Source organism: Pseudomonas sp. HK3, assembly GCF_052920985.1.
This window is the reverse complement of sequence record NZ_JBREXD010000001.1, coordinates 2,180,072-2,197,171: the sequence shown is the minus strand read 5'-3', so window position 1 is coordinate 2,197,171 and position 17,100 is coordinate 2,180,072. Positions and strand designations below refer to the sequence as shown.

General features: G+C 40.9%; 10 protein-coding genes and 1 tRNA gene. 6 read left to right on the top strand and 5 right to left on the bottom strand.

The features are described from left to right. Positions 1-9: 9 nt before the first annotated feature. Together betB and betI are read right to left on the bottom strand one after the other, a co-directional pair. Positions 10-1,467: a betaine-aldehyde dehydrogenase gene (gene betB, locus ACU6U9_RS10230; protein ID WP_446734914.1), complete on the bottom strand. Its 1,458-nt coding sequence runs from the start codon at positions 1,465-1,467 to the stop codon at positions 10-12. Beyond that, entirely contained in the window at positions 1,464-2,072 is a 609-nt protein-coding gene (gene betI, locus ACU6U9_RS10225) for a transcriptional regulator BetI (protein WP_446734913.1), read from the bottom strand. Before betI ends, betB begins: the two co-directional genes overlap by 4 nt. Positions 2,073-2,558: 486 nt before the next feature. Here betI and ACU6U9_RS10220 point away from each other — a divergent pair, with 486 nt between their 5' ends. Continuing rightward, positions 2,559-3,152: a hypothetical protein gene (locus ACU6U9_RS10220; RefSeq protein ID WP_446734912.1), complete on the top strand. Its 594-nt coding sequence runs from the start codon at positions 2,559-2,561 to the stop codon at positions 3,150-3,152. A 159-nt stretch (positions 3,153-3,311) separates the two neighbouring features. After that, positions 3,312-4,772: a hypothetical protein gene (locus ACU6U9_RS10215; RefSeq protein ID WP_446734911.1), complete on the top strand. Its 1,461-nt coding sequence runs from the start codon at positions 3,312-3,314 to the stop codon at positions 4,770-4,772. A 397-nt stretch (positions 4,773-5,169) separates the two neighbouring features. Here the strand turns inward: ACU6U9_RS10215 and ACU6U9_RS10210 are convergent, their stop codons facing one another. Beyond that, positions 5,170-5,976: a phospholipase A2 gene (locus ACU6U9_RS10210; protein ID WP_446734910.1), complete on the bottom strand. Its 807-nt coding sequence runs from the start codon at positions 5,974-5,976 to the stop codon at positions 5,170-5,172. A gap of 620 nt (positions 5,977-6,596) precedes the next feature. Between ACU6U9_RS10210 and ACU6U9_RS10205 the strand changes: the two genes are divergently transcribed. Beyond that, entirely contained in the window at positions 6,597-7,274 is a 678-nt protein-coding gene (locus ACU6U9_RS10205; protein WP_446734909.1) for a transposase, read from the top strand. 7 nt (positions 7,275-7,281) lie between these two features. Continuing rightward, positions 7,282-7,593, top strand: a complete 312-nt coding sequence (locus tag ACU6U9_RS10200; RefSeq protein ID WP_446734908.1) for a hypothetical protein — start codon at positions 7,282-7,284, stop codon at positions 7,591-7,593. A 386-nt stretch (positions 7,594-7,979) separates the two neighbouring features. On the opposite strand, the gene ACU6U9_RS10195 is transcribed toward ACU6U9_RS10200, so the two are convergent. Together ACU6U9_RS10195 and ACU6U9_RS10190 are read right to left on the bottom strand one after the other, a co-directional pair. Next, a complete protein-coding gene (locus ACU6U9_RS10195; protein WP_446734907.1) occupies positions 7,980-8,255 on the bottom strand; it encodes a hypothetical protein in 276 nt (91 codons plus the stop codon). 2 nt (positions 8,256-8,257) lie between these two features. Next, the gene (locus tag ACU6U9_RS10190; RefSeq protein WP_446734906.1) at positions 8,258-15,922 is read right to left on the bottom strand and encodes an FG-GAP-like repeat-containing protein; all 7,665 of its coding nucleotides are present in this window, start codon (positions 15,920-15,922) and stop codon (positions 8,258-8,260) included. A 228-nt stretch (positions 15,923-16,150) separates the two neighbouring features. Here ACU6U9_RS10190 and ispE point away from each other — a divergent pair, with 228 nt between their 5' ends. Beyond that, positions 16,151-16,996 (top strand): 4-(cytidine 5'-diphospho)-2-C-methyl-D-erythritol kinase, encoded by an 846-nt coding sequence (ispE, locus tag ACU6U9_RS10185; RefSeq protein ID WP_446734905.1) that lies wholly within the window; start codon positions 16,151-16,153, stop codon positions 16,994-16,996. An 8-nt stretch (positions 16,997-17,004) separates the two neighbouring features. Next, positions 17,005-17,079 (top strand) — tRNA-Gln (locus ACU6U9_RS10180). Positions 17,080-17,100 lie beyond the last annotated feature (21 nt).

Below are 17,100 nucleotides of genomic sequence, written 5' to 3'. Positions count from 1 at the left end.
AAGTATTCCTCAGAACGGGCTATCAATCGGATTCATACCCACATAAACCGATTTAAGCTGGGTATATTGACGCAGAGTCTCTGATCCATTTTCACGTCCAAGACCCGATGATTTATAGCCACCGACTGGCATTTCTGCAGGCGAATTACCATAAGCATTAATCCAGCAAATACCCGCCTGCATCTTGTGGATAACACGATGAGCTCGACGAATATCTTTGGTAAACACACCAGCCGCTAAACCAAGATCCGTATCGTTAGCACGACGAATCACATCATCTTCACTTTCAAACGTAAGCACCGACATTACAGGGCCAAAAATTTCTTCACGCACAATACTCATATCATCGGTGCAATCGGTAAATATAGTGGGCTCAACAAAATAACCCCCCTCACAACCAGCGGGCTGTAAACGGTTACCACCGTAAGTCAGCGTGGCGCCTTCGGCTTTGCCTTTTTCGATATAACCCATGACCAACTGCTGATGCTTGGCTGAAATCAACGCGCCAAAATTCACATCTGGATTCATCGGCTCGCCCACGACGATATTGTTTTTGGTTCGCTCTAATAAGCGCGCAATAAAGGCGTCTTTAATACCCGTTTGTACAAACACGCGAGTACCGTTGGTGCAGATTTCCCCTTGAGTATAAAAATTACCCAGCATGGCCGCCGAAACGGCGTCTTCTAAATCGGCATCATCAAAAATAATCAGCGGAGATTTACCGCCTAATTCCATTGTCACTTCTTTCAAAGTGGTCGCAGCGCCAGCCATCACTTTTTTACCCGTGCCCACTTCGCCAGTAAATGACACTTTTGCAATTTCATTATGATGCGTCAGCCAACTGCCGACATCTGCAGCACCGTGTACAACATTAAAGACACCAGCAGGCACACCCGCTTCAACAAAAATTTCGGCTAATTTCACTGCACCTTGCGGTGTTTCTTCTGACGGCTTAAAAATCATGGCATTACCACACGCCAGAGCGGGAGCCGCTTTCCAACATGCAATTTGTAATGGGTAATTCCAAGCACCAATACCGGCACAAATGCCCAAAGGCTCGCGGCGGGTGTAATAAAAGTCACCACCTAAGTCTTGCTGGTTGCCTTCAATAGCAGGCGCGATACCGGCAAAAAATTCAATCGAGTCAGCACCGGTTACCACATCAACAACCGATGCTTCTTGCCATGGTTTACCGGTGTCTTGCACTTCAAGAGCCGCTAGCTCGTCATTGCGTTCACGTAAAATGGCGACAGCCTTTAATAAAATTCGGCTGCGTTCAATGCCTGTCATAACAGACCATTGCGCAAAACCTTTGTGAGCACTGGCTAGCGCGGCTTGGCGAATGCTTTCATCCGCTACCTCAACCTTATAAGCCACCTTACCGCTGGCAGGGTTGATCACGTCAAACGTTTCGCCACTGGTATTAGCGAGTAGCTGCCCATCAATAAAATTCTTAAGCGTATTCATGTATAGCTCCCAAAGCGCTCGACCTGAAGGTGGATAAATTCTTTACACAGACGCTCAGATTCTAAAAAGCTCTGCTGTTGTGATGGACTTAGCGTGCTGCGTAACCACATGCCATCAATCATGGCCGCCGTCATACGAGCCGCTTCGGCCGCTTTTTTCGGATTTTCAATTAATTGTCGAAACGAATAACGTAAATTGCTCTCAAGGCGCTTACTGTTTACCGCCTGCAATCTTGCTAACGCACTATCATGGGTTGCCTGCCCCCAAAATGATAACCATGTGATACTGGCACGAGATGACTGCTGAAAACCAGAAAAGTTAGTTTCCACCACCATCATCAGCCTTTCCATCGGGCTGACACTGCCCGCCTCTTCTAAGCGAATGAGCAGCCCTTGCTTCAGTTGATCAAGCAAGTGACGCACGGCGGCTTCTATTAAACCCTGCTTGCCACCAAAATAATGACTAATGATGCCAGACGACATACCCGCTAAACGACTAATGGTGACAATCGTCGTGCCTTGAAAACCGTGCGTCTCGATAGACTTCAGTGTAGCTTCAATTAGCTGTAATTTGCGGACGGGCTCTATTCCTATTCTGGGCATCATATTCATTGATTGAACGTTCAATTAACAACAAGTCTAATGTTTAGTGCTCTATATATCAACCCTAGGCCAGCAAACACTTTCATGGCGGAAAAGCCCGAAAAACAAGCAATATTGACAAAAAAGACACAAAACGGCCTGAAAAATCACTAAAATTTAATTACAGGACGATAGATTAAGCCCTAAAAAGGGGCATATAATCAAAAAACGGTGAAACCACACAAATAAAGTAGTGATATGACCAATAACACCTAGATTCACGCCACAAGCTGCACTAAATAAGCAACAGCAACCTAGTCAAATAATTCACAAATACAGTAATAAACACATTATTGACTCATTTTGCATGCCCATATTCATGAAATTAATGAACGTTTCATACCGAGTAGAATCTTTAGTCTTCGCTAAAGTAACGCTTAAACATTATTGCCCAAAAAGACAAGCACGCATAAACTGTGCACCCAATATTAGCAAGTACCCACATTCACCATGAAACTCTCAACAACGTTAACATTCATACTATTCAGCTTATTTTTATCAGGCTGCTCTGTTTTACAAGCCCCGCAGCAAGACACAATAGCGACAAGTTGGAACGAACCTCATAAATTCTATTTTCAGGGTAAAGGTGCAGGAGCAGGAATGGCATTAATGGCCACAATGGGGGCGATGGGAATGGCAATTGGTGTTGCAATTGATGAAGGCATTTCAAAAGACATCAGCAAGACACAGCAAGCCAGCGGTAAAACAGTGAAAGACTTATTGAACGAAATTAATTCAACATCCGGTTTTCATATTAACTGGCAAAATACAAACAATAACACCCTTCCATCGCTAGTCATTGAGCGCATCGGGTTTAATATTGTACGTGGTGGCAATGATGCAACAGGCGTAAAAATTAAAGCACTGTATACAGATATAGAAGGTAAAAAAACCCAGCTAAATTATCCAAAGGATAGCCCAGAGTATAAGGCACAATCCTTTCCACTTGAGCAACTAAAAACAAACAGTAAACTTGCCAATCAACTATTGATAGAAGGTTTCGAAGAGATTTTCAAGTTGATCAAAAATAAAAAACCTAATTAATATGTATAGCAAAAAACATTACGAAAAACTAAAATACAGACTTTAGACTATCAGTCGCCAAACGAGCCACTTAAAGGGCTGTAGTCGACTTATATTGCAGCATAATAAAGATATACTTATTACTTAAAGCTCACACATTTAATTTTTTATGGACGGAAAATGAAAAAAACTAACTATATTGCTTTTATCTTTTTTTGGTTAAGTATGACACTTAACGCAGCTGATATATCAACAATTGACGGTGACTGGGAAATTGATTATCGCCATGATATTGTTCCTATAATGTATGATGGATTGACTATCCCCATTGAAACAACCGCTCCCACATTAGAGCTAGTCCATAAGTCTTTAGGGTTTTTCTCTTTCGTAGGCGGAAAAATGAATTCCGTCTCTAGCATTCCAAGTGCGGGTCTTGAGTTTACAGATGCGTCCGGCAGTCCAATCACAACATTTCAGCACAGGCCAACTCTATTCATCTCCATCGGGGGAGCAAAACTCGGCAATCCGCTCAAAAATCCAAATGGTAAAGGGGTTGCCAATTGGCAAAAAAGAATGAATGGAACAGATTTGACCAGCCAAATACATGACTTGGTTAATGAAGACCATCAAGTTGCCTATATGTACGTTGACTGGTACTCCATGAGAAAAAACCGATCCCAAGTCAAAGCATTAGCCAAACACGTTAAGAACTTCCTAAAAAACCGAACCAATCAATGGGATGTTGCTCTAGTCGGTCATAGCCGAGGCGGGGTATTTGCTCATGAATTAAGCAAGGAGCTCGTCAGTAGTGAAAGGATCGTCAATCTACACACATTCTTAATTGACCCTACTGCGGCAACTACTTGGGGGGATGTCTATCCACAATACAAACCCTCCTCTAACAAAACCAAGCATATTGCACGAAGCATAATCGACGATAATCCATTCATTGACCGCTACGGGATTGGCCTTACTACCTTTAGTGATCAACCTATAACGGGTTATACAAACGCCACCATACCAGGGACTAGTCACTCTGAGATACCTGGTGTTTGGCTCAAGGGACCCGAAATAAAGACTTGGATGCAAGGTATTATAAACAGAAAAACAACGGGATCATTTCAACGAGAAGAAGATATCGCTCAGCTGAATGTTTTTGAGGTGACGATAAAAATCGACCAAGCTATTGTTTTAGATGGCGGTATAACAATTGACCAAGATCATATAGAAGTTTGGGGAGCTTTAGAGGTCGGACCATTATCAAGCAGTGGCTATTTTTACCTTGATGGCAACGGTGCAGTTGTATCAACTAATATACTGATCAATTCTGCTTCGCTATCCATCAATGAAGACAGCATAAAAATGAATCAAAGTAATGGGTCTGAATCTTATGGCGCATCACTGGAAAACCAGACTGTGACAGCTTCAACTACTGGATTTTATGGATCTGCAGGCACAACCGTTTCAGTTGGCCAAGATGGTGTTAATGTTTCGATACGAATATTTAATAATGAAAATGACATCATAACCATTGATGATGAAGAAGACCTCGCTACAGTATTGGTTACTGGGGTAGCTGGTAAAAGTGCTGATACTATAAAGAAAATAGGAAGCTCTATTGGACGTGCTATTGGCCTCTAGTAACCAACCTTCTTTCCACCTAAAAACTGGCCGTGAATCTCCTGATTAGCGGCCAATTTTTTAGGCTAAAATAATCCAAATCAAGGTGTCAGAGCACAAATCAATCAAGAGACTAGAGTACTTAATTTCAAACTGTTTAATGATTGATCAAATTGATTACAGTTTATTAGATAACCGCCATATTTAGAAAAAGGAATGTCTAATGGCGCGCCACCTCATATCTATCTACCCGATTGTTCATATCACAATGCCTGACTGTAATAATAACGGTAGAACAACCCAACCCTAATACATAAGTTATTTACACTACAGGCTCTTTAAAATCAATTTTTAATAGAGCCAGCATAATCTTCCGCAGTGAAAACACCTACAAAACGCAGAGCTTGGTAAAGCTAAGCTAGTTGAGCATTAGAGCAATTATTGGGATCAAACTAGCCACCATTCGATCTTCCGCATTATTCTTTACAACGTGATACTCCCAATCAATAAAAGCATTTTCTAGCTCTTCTGCTTCAGCGTATTCTTCACTCGAAGGGTCGCGCCCAAGAATATTGGTATAAAGTGATTTTGTTATGTCTTCATTACTGCCAGAGAATAGATTCGAATTTTCTGAAGGCAGATATATAGGACAGTCGCCATTCAACTGATTTTCAGATAATTGCTCTGCATGACGTGTGGCACGCTCTTGACCCTTGTCATAATATTTTTCACCAAAAAGGCGTACCCCACTTTCATACACGGGAATGCTAGCCATGCAAACATTATATAATGGTAACTTTATTGTTCTTTCAGCCAATTCTTTCGCTACTTCGACCCAGTCATATATGTCTTTATAGTATTTAACTTGACAAGGAAAGGTGCCGAATAGCGCAGAACAAGTCCCCAACTTATATAGTGCCTTCCTATCTATTTTCTTCCAAGCTTCAAACTTTAAATATTTACTTTCACATGAGGATATTAGATCTTGCCTAAAATTCGTATCACAACTATGTTGAGATTTCCCTATTGTTTGATAACAAAAGTCATGAGTAACACATGCACTTTCAAAATCAGTAGCAAAATTATTATCATTTAACTTTTTATCTGTACAACCATTTGTAGTTGGCTCAAATTCTGAGCATATATTTTCAGCTTTTACATCGGTTATCGACACCGATAAAATAAAGATAAATGTACATATGTTTTTAATTCTAAAATTGTTCATTGAAGCACCATTTTTTCACTTAATTTTATAGAGATACACTCATATCTATTTATCTATCGTAATATAGGCTATAGAGCATCTTTCTGAACCTTCATTCACACAAGCAAATACAAGGGTATTTGATACCTGCGCAGATAATAATGCAGAACAAATAGACTGATAGCGATCAATGCCAAAAGGTAACGATAAATAACCATTAGAAACAGCAGGGCAGTTTACCTTAGTTTCATCACCCTCCATACCTATTAATACTTCACCTGTAGCCTTAATGTATAGTCTTTCAATTAACCCTGAACATCCATTTTGCTGGCATTTAGCAAAAGAAATTGGCGAAAAGAAGTAATATTATAAATATTTCAATCATATCAATTATGTCTTTAATAATGGGGCGACGACTTTATCAAATAAAATCAATACTAATACATAAGTGGTTGTCATTAGTTAACTTAAAAAGCATTAAAACAGGGGGGCTAATCGGCCAGTAGGCTAATCAAGCAGTAGGCTAATCAGACAGTCATGTTAAGAGAAAAGTATGACTCACAAACAATTCATACGTTCTTCTTATCACGCTTTGATTAATGCTCATACAATATAAATAAAACATTTGCATGGACTGCAAAATGCCAAAACCCAGAAAGGAACAGATTAGCTTAGAGGCCACACCCTATTACCACTGTGTATCACGCTGTGTGCGCCGAGCATTTCTATGCGGCACCGACATAAGTACCCAGCAAGACTTTGAACATCGCCGTGGCTGGCTTGAAGCTGAACTAATCAAACAGGCACAAGTCTTTGCCATCAACATTGCTGCCTATGCGATTATGTCGAACCACTATCACGTGGTACTGCACATCAACAAAGAGCAAGCAGACTCTTGGTCGTTTGATGAGGTAATTGAGCGCTGGCATTCACTCTACAAAGGCAATGCACTTAGTCAGCGCTATCGTCTTGGCTCAAAGATGAGTCTAGCAAAAGTAGAAAAATTGAAAGAATCTGTTCAGCTATGGCGTGAACGCTTAATGGATATAAGCTGGTTCATGCGCCGTTTGAATGAAACCATTTCACGCAAAGCAAACGAAGAAGATCGCTGCACAGGTCATTTTTGGGAGGGCCGCTTTAAATCACAAGCCCTGCTGGATGAAAAGGCCCTCGCCGCTTGTTTAGCTTATGTAGACCTTAACCCTATACGGGCTAAGATGGCAAAATCACCTGAAACCTCAGAGTTCCACCTCAGCCAAAAAACGCATTATCAAAGCAAAAACAGTCCATTCTGCAAATCATCCAAATCAACAATCTAAAGGATTGTTGGTATTTGCGGGTAACCCAAAACAAAACATGCCACACGGCTTGCCTTTTAAGTTAACTGATTATTTAGAATTATTAGATTGGACAGGAAGAATCATACGAGAAGACAAACGAGGGGCTATTGCAAAAGAATTGCCGCCTATTTTACAGCGTTTAAACATTAGCACTGAAAATTGGGTTGAACTCACCCAAACCATAGAGACAAACTTCAGAGGGTTTATTGGTAAACCTGAGTCATTGCATAACTCGCTCGCCCATTTCAATCGACAGCGACGATCCAGCGTTCAATCTAGCCACAATCTACTTGCTTAATTTATAGTTAAGTTAAATAAAAAAAACACCTGAATCATTCAGGTGTTTTGCTGTGATAAATAACCCAAAAATAACAGAAAACCACGCCTAAAAAGCATATTTCTATTGGTTTCTTAGAATTAAATTAGCTGACCTATGGATTTAATTTTCTGGGGCAGCTTAGTTTCTAATTCTTTAACGTGACTGTCCTATTAACTAACGGCCTGGATTTAATTTTCTGAGGCAGCTTAGCTTCTAATTCTTTAACGTGACTGTCCTATTAACGTTCTTTATCCGAATTATTTACTAAGTTAAGGAATCAATGACTCTGACCCCTTTGATTTAATTAACCCCTTTGATTGTTAGTATTGATTCTTGTCGGCGCACTGGGTGCGCCTATTAGCCCATTATTTTTGAAGGAAATACATCATATAAAAAAATAAAAGAATAAATGAGGTCAGACTAAAACTTAACAAAATCTTTAGTTCTTTTTCAATATCTGAGTCTCCCTTATACAATCTCTTTAATATTTTAATTTGAACGATTGCATCACTATACATTCCATTCCAGTCAATACCCTGATATCCATTCTTGCTCTTTAATTCATCCTTATACTTATGAAGCTTTAAGTGAAAAATCACCCCTGAAGTAATGAACATTATCAATAAAACCACTACTAACATAATTAAAAATCCTTAATTTTTGCTTTATACCCAATCGTAGTTGTCACCGATGCTCCGAATGCAGTTCCAACACCAACTGAAGGCGTAACCCCTTGAGGAGATATCCTCATAGTGGCATTCCCCCCTCCGCCAAACCCGCCGGACGCTGAAGTTTTAATATTAAAGCCAGCACTGTCAGGGCCATGGCTCCCTCCCACAGTAGCAGAAGCACTTAATCCTAGACCAAGCCCAATCCCACCATAAACACTGATACCATCTGCTGTGATAATAAAATCTACTCCTACAGCTAGCCCAAACGCAGCTCGAACGCTAAAGCTTGTATATCCATTTTCTTTAACTAATTCATCTACCACACCAAGTTCATCTGACGCAGTAGTACTGCAAGGCCTACCTGAACATTCTCGCCCTTTATGACTCTGCTTATTATAAGCCTCAGCAAACGCAGCACTAACTGCACCATTAGCAAACTTACCACCACTCATCTCACTGACCGTACCACCAACAACTGCCGCAGCTGCGATCTGCCCCGCTTTACTTGTAATGTTGGCTTTAGCAAAACCACCAGCATGACTGACAATTGTTGCCATTCCCGCTGATCTAAACCCACTGGAGAAACTTCCGCCGTTCATTCTTGCGCGAATGCCACCTAAGGTACCGTGCATGGCAACCCTAGCAGCCTCTCGTGCAACACCATTACCAATTTGCCCCGCCATGGTGCCCACACCAAAACTGGCCCCAGCAAATATAGCTCCCATTGCAGCGCCTTCAAGAGTACCCGTCATCATATAACCGGAAGCGAAGCCCCCCCCCATGGCCCAGCCTGCGGCTACCCAGCCGGTACCAACACCGCTTGTCATAACGGTGATTGCAATACTATAAGTCAGCATGCCCGTCTCTGATTTACGAAAACGCTCGTGCTCATCCACTGCCCCAGGAATTAATGCATTAACCCCCATAACTGCCGCTGCACGGAAGAACGAACCAACACTGAAATACCCACTAGGGTCCGTATAACTCACCGGATTATTCAACGTATAACTATAACGGTTCATATAAAACGCGTTAGAGGCATCGGGAATATTCGGGTCGGCCGACAAGAACACAGCGGATACCGGATCAAATACACGGCCGTTCATGTGGATTAAATCAACGCCGTCTAAATGTTCGTGCCCTGTGTAACCGCGACTATCTAATGCCACTTGACGCACGGCCGCTTCTAGCTCGCCGTTATACGTGTAAGCACCAATTAGGTCATACATACTGGAGCCGGGCTTTATGAAACCCGTGGCATGGTTGTACAGCACATCGCGGCGGGCACCATAAATGTCGTAGCTTAGGCGCTGTTGAATCACACCATTTTCATTTGTTATAGCCACCACACTGCCTTGATAATCTTTATGCACGTAGCTTAATTTCAAATCAATGGCACTGGTTTCGGTATTCAGCACCTGCTCTTCAATGGCGTAACCGGCAATACGACGTTTGTAGTACCAAGCGCCGTCTTTAAGTTGCATTTCTACGCCGCCGATATATAACAGAGTTTCGCTTTTACCATTCGTTACGGATACTTGTTTAATTCGTTGATGGCTAGCGCCGTATGCGAACTTGGTACTGTTGCCATTTTTTTCAATGGACCAAGGTTTGTCGTACGAGGTGAATTTAGATTGGCGCTCCAGAACAGAATTACGATTTTCAGTAATGCGGTTACCGTTGGCATCGTATTCAAAGCTCAACTCACCCACACTGGTTAATACACTATTCGCACACTGACCTGCATTACACGATGTAGCGTCACCATAAGTATAAGTGGCGCCATTTTCGTAATTGGATTTTGTTTTGATGTTGCTGTTTAAACCATCATAGGTAATGGATAAATCATAGCCGTCCACCAACTCTTCTTGGACGGCAAAAATACCTTGGGCGGCCACACTGGTTACACGGTAAGTTTTATCGTAGGTAATGTCTTCTTTGTAGCCTAATTGGGAATCGGTTTTGTAATCTAGGTTGCCCACTTTGTCATAGGCGTAGAATAAATCCGTTACCTCATCGTTATTGGCATTTTTACCTGCATTTAAATGGGTTAAGCGGCCTAGTTTTACATCGTAAATGGCTTTGGTTTTAACACCGTTACCATATTCAAATTCGGTAATGTTGCCCCAGTTATCACTGACTGTTGGGGTGAAGTAATCGTAATCACCGGCAATGTTACTTAAGCGTGATACATATTGATTCGCATTATAATGAGTTTGTGTACCGTTAATGGGTGAAGCACGCATACCGTTAGAGGCGTCGTAATGATTGGTTAAGCGACCAATTGAGTCGTATTCCCAGCTTTCTTTATAGCTAAGACCATCAATCGTGTGTGTCTTAGCTTTCAGCTGCGATAATGCATTATATTCATAGCTTTCGCTGTAGTTGGTTTGAATGTTTAGGTAATTAAAACTGCCTAACACTTGATGCAACTTGCCAATACCATTTTCTGCTGTATCAAATACCCAGGTCGCACTTTCCAATTGCGCTCCTAATTCAGGAGCCTGGATTGTTCCAGCCGTTAATACGCTAGTCGTTCGATTGGTTAGACGGCCTAAATCGTCATACGTGTTTCTGGTGTAATCACCTTTTGCATTGAGCTGTGCTACCAGTTGCCCTAAGGCATTTTTACGATACTGCCACTTACCTTTTGCAGGGTCACGTGTTTCCACTGCCCGGCCAATCAAATTATAGTCTGTTACGACTGTATTATTGTCTGCAATTATGTGGGTTTGATTGCCTTGCAGGTCATACTGGTAATTAACTTCTTTATAGATAGATTCGGCAGCGCCGCTGCTCGTAAACTCTTTAACATATACTAACTGCCCAAGCGCATTTTTTAATGACGCTTTATTTAAACCATTTGCATCGGTTGCGGTTGTATATAACCCATCGTACTGCATAGCTGAGGTGGAGCCATCTGGGTACTGCGTTTTGATCACGCGACCAAATATGTCATATGCCGATATTGACCAATAATCTGCATTGCCCTTATGAGGATTGCTAACGGTAATGGCTCGGCCAACTTTGTCATAATTACTGTCAACATGAATCCAGTCACCATCAAAACCTATTTTTGAAACACGCAATGTTTGACCCAGTTTATCGCTAAATTGTTTTTGGCTTGGCGAAGCGTTACTGGTTTTTGTTGTGACCATATTACAGCCTGACGGTGCATATATATCGGTTTGACAAAATTTATAACTGGTTAATACATAACTGCCGTAAGCGTCAGACTGGCTAATAATACGCCCAAAGCCATCATACTCCTTATAATTTGTTACACCGTTTTGCCCTTCAACTTGTTCTGCTAAGCCTAACGCGTTACGGGAAATGACCTCGCTCATTAAACGCTTGTTTGATTCACCGTTTGCAAACTCATATACATGGGTTGCATACACACCATTTGCATCATATTGGGTTTCTGCTTTTCGCCAAAAAGCTAAGTCTGCGTCAACACCAGAAGCACTTGATTTTATAACTGTGGTTTTATTACCCCAAGAATCATAACCATATGTTGTTATTAGAGATAGATTAGTTGAATCGGGCTCAATGGTTGAGCTTTGTAATAACCCATTATCATTGTAGCTAAAGGTCGTTTTTCGCGTAGTACTCGAGTTATACGCATCACTTAAATCATTTGTTAAAGCACTAATATCATAATTCTCTAGCGACCCATAAGTTGTGCCGGATACAAGATATGAACCTCCATTTGAGCTACTTCCTCCACTGGTAACACTACTGTTTACTGCGCCTTGAGTACGTTCTGTCGTTACTTTTTGTTCGGTCATGCGCCCAAGCCACCATTTAGCAACATTATTATCTTGGTATTTAAATTCGGACGTTACAAAGTGCGATATCTTAGTGCTACCACTTGATGACAAGGTACTGGTTTCAACAACTTGCTTAGTTAACTCACCATAAAAATTATCAATACTGCCTGCATATTCATTATTGGTAATATTGGTTTTTAATAATCGACCACGATCGATTAATTGAGCCCCTACAGAGCTATCGTATTTAGTTTTTAGATGATAAGTCTCTTCTATTGCCGTTTCGATAAATGGAAATACTGGGTTAAATTTAGACGCTGATGTTGCCGTTTCGTATTCTTTAACATTCAGAATGTTTCGCGAACAGCTTAACCATGTCAAACCTGCATCGGTACCCGCATTAATCGTATCGCGGCATTGATCTTTATTCGTTAAAGTCGTGGCACCTTGAGCATCTAAATTTGATAAAGGCTGGATACCTGTTTGGATAGCGGTATTACTTGGAACTTTATATACATCATTTGAAATAAAGTCAGTTATACCCGAGTCATCGAACGCATTTGCTTGGGTGACTTTGTAAGTATAAAGCGGCATACCTTGATAAGGGAATTGTTGAGCGTATTCGGTAACCGTTTTTACATTAAAAGTTTCGTCAACTTCTATCAGTTTTCTAAACCCTAAAAAGCCTCGACCACCTGCTTGCAGCTTACCGCCCACATACGAATAACGTTTACTAACGGTATCATTAGCACTTTCATTAGAAGGCGCGTCATCGATAACTCGCTTAACCAAATGCACCGCACCTGTTACATCAAATACAGGTGCGTTTAACGCCCATGTATTGTGAGGCTGCTGTGCATCGGCATCGGCTTGATATAACGCATCATCTAAAATACCAACGCCATATTCTATTTGAGTTTTTAAACCATTGGAGGCTGTAATAGTTTGAATCACATCAGCAGGTGTTTTATCTGCCGGGTTATTAGTACCTTTGATATAACTATTAATATAACCATCTTTTGATACAACTATCACATCTGGAACACCATCACCGTTGATATCAGCGTTCATGGGTGCATGAAAGGTATTCCCTGTTGGCGCAGTTTTAGGATCGTAAAACGTAAATTCACCTGATTCGTTATAACCAATTAAAAACTTATCGCTATTAACGCCAAGGGTTGCAAAATCACTCACACCGTCAGCATTAGCTTCTAATGGCATAAAGTGTTCTATATCTAAATTAACTAGGGCGCCTTGCGTAACATTTGTAGGCAAAACAGACGATGTTTCTACAAACTCGCCGTTGGCTTTATTTAATATTAATTTATTTTCAGAGTGAATGTCAGTGAAACCGTCACCGTTGAAGTCGCCTAAAATAATTTTATCATCTAAGGTTAGTGACAATTTCACTACCTTCTTAGGATTATAATCCGTGCCATTAATACCAAGACTTGAATAAGCCACATACCAACCTTGTGTGCCCTCAATATACTTAGTTGAAGATTGCGCTTGCATTATAATATTATAGTTTAGCTTCCCGCCCTTAAATAGAAGATCGGTAAAGCCATCATTATTGAAATCTACAAATTTTGCTTCACCTGCAGTGATTTGCTCATTTGTATCCAAATTTATAATACCTAATGTTGTATGTGAAAAACCCGCTTTTACATACTCACTAGTAGTTGGCCTTTTAATCTTAATTTGCCCAGGCATAGTCAACTCAACTGTATCAAAAGATAGTGAATCAGTAGGCTTTTGTAGATAAGTCGCAATTCTTAGCTTGGGCGCCGAATAATTCTGCACATACATTATCTCCTTTTGAGCACCATGACCTGAAGCAAATGATATATCGAGTAATCCATCCCCATTCATATCTCGCAAACCTAGATTATTAAACTCCCGATCAATGCTATTAGAGGTGGTTAATACTGGAAGCACAATGTCATCATTCAATATGAAATTAAAATCATTAACTATTTTTGATCTATTAGATTCATATACTCTGAGTCTAATCTCAAATAGATATTCATCATCAGATATTTTAGATTTTTCAACCACATCCAATGCAACAATATCTGTATAACCGTCCTTATTAATATCTGTAGCCAGTAGTTTTCGAGAAGCGTTAGTTGGTATTATAGGCAAGTCAAAATTTATTATTGAATCATTATATTTGAAAGTACCGTCTCCTTCGCCAAGACCAACCGTTAAATTTCTACCACGCCTAGCCAATAAATCAGAAAATCCATCTTTATTGAAATCACCACTGAGGATTTCTTCAGAATCCTTCCATAAAGACCTAGATGCAACCGAGTCATTATTTAAAGCTAGCTCATTCTTTAATTTTTTTTGTGTCCAATTAAAGTTCAAGGGTTCATAACACTCACCTTTCAAACCACACTCTTGAATATACCTAAGTGTGCTACGCCCAGTTAATTGTGAACGTTCATACGACATGTAATACTTACGTAATGTCTCTGAACCTACTTTTACGCTTACATTGGCAATACGTTTATTAAGGCTCTTAGAGTATCCATCTAGATATATAGAGGATGCGTCAGGTCGAGTTTCGTAGTTAAATTCAGTCTCATTAATTAAAACACCCGCTGCGGTTTTAACTGAAATTTTAGAGAACCCAGAAGGCATGGTTTTATAAGTTCCCGTGCCAACTTCTAAATAATCGTATTGCACATAGGCTGATGCTGTTGGATTCCACACTTTGCTTAAAGCCCAAGACGCATCACCTATTTGCACATACTCGTGCTTGGTGCCATCCTTTTTCCAGACAATAAAATGTTCCGTATGATCCGTAGATGCTAAGTTACGCTGAATTTTAGATATATCAGTAATTTCAGAGGCATAAAACCGTTGCGCTCCAGAACCACCCGTAAGTATTAATTTTGCACCATCAATACAGTAGCGGGCGACCGTTGTATCTGTATCTTGATATTGCGTCCCTGGACAGCGATTAATAATACTACCAGCATTGATATTCCAACCCATACCTAACGGGCCGTTCCCACCTTGACTCGAATAAGACAAACTTAAGCCAGCACTCATGCCAGCTGGACCTTTTGGTGAATATAAAGGTAAGGAGAATGTAGCTGCGCCCGATTCACTTACGCGAAAAGAGCCTGAGATTCCGCCAGGAACAATAGATCCGTGATTAGGTTTAGTTGCAGCAGTATGCCCAACGGTATAAGAAGGTGAATTCGGATGAAGCCACTCGAGAGAGCCTATACTAGAAGAATGACCGTACACTACTGCCTTCTTTTTATAGCTTGAAAAATCTGGACTAATATACTCTACAACTATGTCAGACTTACCATCGCCATTAACATCTATAATATTAAGCTCTACGACATTGGTCTTTAGCCCTCCGTAACTCAAGGGTGCGCTGCCGATCGTTTCAATTTTAAGAGGTAACTTGCCTGAGCTACCATAAATAATAGTAAGCCACATATTTCCAGGCTCACTGCTTGCAATCGGCTGGAGCAATTGATCACTATGACCATCTCCATTGAAGTCACCAATATGGACCTTTATTGAATTCGTCCGGTTTATTTTATCACTTAAATTTGAAGAGCCATCCCAGCCCCCTAACTGATTGGCTTTACTACTATCTCTATAAAATGACCCACCATCACTGTATTTAATTGGTGTAATTACATCACCATTAATTAATACTATTCGTTTTCGCTCTCGTACATACACATTCTGTAAATAATTATTCATGCCCGTATAATAATTCGGAACCGTTATATCTGAATAATACTCAAACGAATCTTCACGATAATTAGTCGCACTGACCGATGCGCACAACAACAGAGTTGACAGGAAAGTCAGGAGGGCTTTTTGAAGCATCCTTGCACCTATAAGTAATGGTTTTTAAAATTTGGCGCATTCTTACACAGCTTACACTTTGTAACAATCCAAAGGCTTATACCAAAAACAAATAAGGCAAAGCCCTCTGCTATATATCAACAACCCACCTAACTATTAACCGCTCGCCAAGTACCTAGCTTTAAAATACACTTCCTCAATAATTTTTGATTACTAGATCCACCCAACTATATAAGTCATCAAACAGCCATGCCTACATCTTTAACCCTACCCAGCCCAGCCAAGCTCAACCTGTTTCTACACATCACAGGTCAGCGCCCTAATGGCTATCATGAACTGCAAACCATCTTTCAATTTATTGATCGCTGTGATGAGTTGACCTTTGCTAGCAATGATTCAGGCCAAATTACCATTACCCCTGCTATAGAAGGCGTGCCTTTAGAAGACAACCTTATCTATAAGGCGGCTAAAATTATTCAAAACAAAACCGGCTGTGAAAAAGGCGCTGACATTAATTTGCATAAAATATTGCCTATGGGCGGTGGCCTTGGCGGTGGCAGCTCAAATGCAGCAACGGCATTGGTTGGGTTGAATCATTTATGGCAAACCCAATTGGACATAAATGAATTAGCTCAGCTAGGCTTACAGCTGGGTGCTGATGTCCCTGTGTTTGTGCGCGGTCAGGCCGCGTGGGCAGAGGGCGTTGGCGAAAAGCTAACACCGATGGAAGACCTAGAAGAGAATTGGTTTGTGGTAATTACACCCCCTTGCCATGTGAACACTGCAGAAGTTTTTTCACACAAAGGTTTGACAAGGGACACTCCAGCGTGCAGAATTAGCGCCGCTCTCAGGGGCGAGGGTCAAAATGACTGTGAATCAGTGGTTTGCAAACTCCATAAAGAAGTTTCTAACTCATTGAATTTGCTAAAGAATTTTGGCTCTGCTAGAATGACTGGCACTGGCGCTTGCGTCTTCTTAGAACTCGATTCTGAGAACAAAGCAAATTCGGTTTTAGCCAAGCTACCAGCTGACATACAAGCTTTCGTGGCGAAAGGCATTAACCAATCGCCATTGCAAAAAGCTTTAATTAGCTGAGTCAATTTAGGGGTGTAGCCAAGCGGTAAGGCAACGGGTTTTGATCCCGTCATGCGTAGGTTCGAATCCTGCCACCCCTGCCATCTTTTTAAAATCCATCATTG

Coding starts and splice junctions, on each gene's coding strand:
- betB (WP_446734914.1), bottom strand. CDS start 1,467: ATGAATACGCTTAAGAATTTTATTGATGGGCAGCTACTCGCTAATACC.
- betI (WP_446734913.1), bottom strand. CDS start 2,072: ATGATGCCCAGAATAGGAATAGAGCCCGTCCGCAAATTACAGCTAATT.
- ACU6U9_RS10220 (WP_446734912.1), top strand. CDS start 2,559: ATGAAACTCTCAACAACGTTAACATTCATACTATTCAGCTTATTTTTA.
- ACU6U9_RS10215 (WP_446734911.1), top strand. CDS start 3,312: ATGAAAAAAACTAACTATATTGCTTTTATCTTTTTTTGGTTAAGTATG.
- ACU6U9_RS10210 (WP_446734910.1), bottom strand. CDS start 5,976: ATGAACAATTTTAGAATTAAAAACATATGTACATTTATCTTTATTTTA.
- ACU6U9_RS10205 (WP_446734909.1), top strand. CDS start 6,597: ATGCCAAAACCCAGAAAGGAACAGATTAGCTTAGAGGCCACACCCTAT.
- ACU6U9_RS10195 (WP_446734907.1), bottom strand. CDS start 8,255: ATGTTAGTAGTGGTTTTATTGATAATGTTCATTACTTCAGGGGTGATT.
- ACU6U9_RS10190 (WP_446734906.1), bottom strand. CDS start 15,922: ATGCTTCAAAAAGCCCTCCTGACTTTCCTGTCAACTCTGTTGTTGTGC.
- ispE (WP_446734905.1), top strand. CDS start 16,151: ATGCCTACATCTTTAACCCTACCCAGCCCAGCCAAGCTCAACCTGTTT.